3 protein-coding genes are annotated in these 2,294 nt (G+C 69.0%); all 3 read right to left on the reverse strand.

Translation table 11 applies throughout. From position 1 onward, the window contains the following. Positions 1-1,089: adenylate/guanylate cyclase domain-containing protein (locus tag EQG76_RS30115; RefSeq protein ID WP_159718929.1), on the reverse strand; the 1,089-nt coding region annotated here is incomplete at its 3' end. Between the two features lie 129 nt (positions 1,090-1,218). Beyond that, entirely contained in the window at positions 1,219-1,668 is a 450-nt protein-coding gene (locus EQG76_RS30120) for a DUF2501 domain-containing protein (protein WP_159718930.1), read from the reverse strand. Between the two features lie 346 nt (positions 1,669-2,014). Then, positions 2,015-2,294 (reverse strand): hypothetical protein (locus tag EQG76_RS30125; protein ID WP_235031632.1); only part of this gene is annotated, 280 nt, incomplete at its 5' end.

Genomic DNA, 2,294 nt, shown 5'->3' on the forward strand with positions numbered 1-2,294 from the left:
CAGCCCATCCGCGAGGGCGGCCGCGGCGGCGATGCCGGCCAGTTCCACGCCGGCCCCAAGGTCCAGGCCCAGCAGGCTGCGCAGCAGCGAGCGGATGGCGTCGCGCCCGATGCCGGTCCCGAAATCCAGGACCAGGCCGGTATGGCAGGCAAAGCCCGCCTCACGGGCGAGCTTCCGCAACTCCTCGACCAGCCGGGTCTTGCCGATGCCCGCATCGCCGCGGATATGGGTCGTCTCACCCTGACTGGTATCGCGACAGGCTGCGACGATCGTCCGGAGCTGCTCCAGTTCCCGCCTGCGCCCGACCAGCGGGCGCTCGGGTGCTGCTGCCCGCAGCCCGTGCAGGCGCCAGCTGCGCACAGGTTCCGCAAAGCCCTTGACCCGGAGCGCGCTGATCTCCTCGCAGTCGAGCCGGCTGGCCAGGCTCCGGCGGACCGCGTCCGACAGCAGGATCTCGCCCGGTGCCGCGGCATCGGTCAACCGAGCGGCGAGATTGACCGATTCGCCGGTCACGGTGAACGCGCGATGCTCGTTGCTGCCGGTACCGCCCGCCACGACCTGGCCTGCGGCGATGCCGACATGGACCTGCACGCTGCGCCCGAGCTCCGCCGACAGGGCCGGCATCGCGTCGCGGATGCCGATGGCGGCACACACTGCCCGCTCGGCATCGTTGCCATGGGCGACCGGAGCGCCAAACACCGCCATGACGCAGTCGCCGATATGCTTGTCGATATGGCCGCCATGCCGGTCGACGACCGCGTCGATCTGGCGGAAGAAGCGCTGGAGCAGCGCATGGACCTCCTCGGCGTCCAGTTCGCTGGCGAGTGCCGTGTAGCCGGCGAGGTCGGCGAACAGCACGGTCACCTGCCGCCGTTCTCCCTCGACGACCGCTTCGCCGGGCAGGCCGCCTGCGCGCAGCGCCGCCGCGGCATCCAGCAGCCGGCGCCGGTCGCCCAGCGCGGCCACGCCGATCTCCTTCAGGTCATCGGCCGACAGCCGGGGCAGGAGGTCCGCGTCGATCGCGTGGGCGTGAAACGCCTCCGCGTAGCGCTCGAGGCCGATGCTGCGCAGCCAGGCCTGCACATCCATGTCCGCCTGTCCCGGGGACGGTCTCGCCCGGACCCCAGTCTAGCCTGAAACGCACGCCGCTGCGCCGTTCAAGATCATGGCGCCCGGTCGCTGCCCGGAACGAGGCAGCGCCGCCTGGGAAGGAAAGCGTCAGATCAGCGACTGCCCGTACTTGAGCACTTCCTCGCAGACCTTGTCGGTTAGCTGCTGCTTCAGGCCGGAGTTGCCCAGCTCGACCTTCTGCCCGCTGTCACCACCCAGGATGCCACCCAGCCCCTCCTGGTAGCCAGGGTCCGCCTGCGCCTTCTCCTCGCCGCCGAGCTTGCCCAGCAGCCGGTCCTTCAGCCCACCCGCATCGCCGCCCAGGAAGTTGTTCTTCGCGCAATATTCGAGCACGCCGGCAATGTTGCCGAGCCCGACCTGGTCCAGCGCTGGCACCGACTGGCCACCCAGCCCCTCCAGGAGCGAGCCGCCGGACGAGGAGCCGCCGCCAATAGCACCTTCGAGCGCATCGGTGAGCTGGGCCTGCCCGGCAGGGGCACTGACCGCGAGCAGGACTGCGGCGAGGATCAGGGCGTTCGGTTGGCGCAGGCCGGACATGGCGGCTCCTTTCGGCAGCAAGAACCTCCTGCTCCGTCAGTCGGAGCAAGAGAATGGCGTGCCCGCGAGGATGACGGGACCGGTGCACGTCTGCACCTGGTCTGCCTCTCTCACCCGCCGGACGACTTCAGCGGGTGCAAACTGGCGTCTTCATCAGGCGCCGGCAAGAGAGCACCTGCTCTTGCAAGCTTCGTGCCGCTCAGCCGGTCTCGCGAAATGGCCGTCGGGCGAGCCATAATCGAAGAATTTCCCGAACTGGGGCAGTACTGAACCGGTTTTGTGACCTGCTGATGTCGTGCTTCAGGGGATCATCATGTTGCGGCGGGTACGATAAGGAGCAGGTTCTTCACGGTAGCGCCATCTGCATCGGTCTCGGCGACGGGACGAAGGGGTCGAGGACTAGCAGCGTCACGATGAGCAGGACAGCGTTGGCCAGCACGAACCCCAGGATCAGCCAGGACGGCACGGGCCGCCGGCTGCGCCACGTCCAGGGCAGCCGGCGGCCCAGGGAGGTCGCGACGACGCCGAGAAAATAGAGCGCCGTGGGCCAAGGATGGACCAGGACGCAACCAGACTGCGACCGTACAGAACGCGAGCGTGAGGGCATGGGTCCCCAGCCCCGGTCA

This window comes from Geminicoccus flavidas, assembly GCF_009806515.1.
GTDB classification, from domain to species: Bacteria; Pseudomonadota; Alphaproteobacteria; order Geminicoccales; family Geminicoccaceae; genus Geminicoccus; species Geminicoccus flavidus.

Coding starts and splice junctions, on each gene's coding strand:
- EQG76_RS30120 (WP_159718930.1), bottom strand. CDS start 1,668: ATGTCCGGCCTGCGCCAACCGAACGCCCTGATCCTCGCCGCAGTCCTG.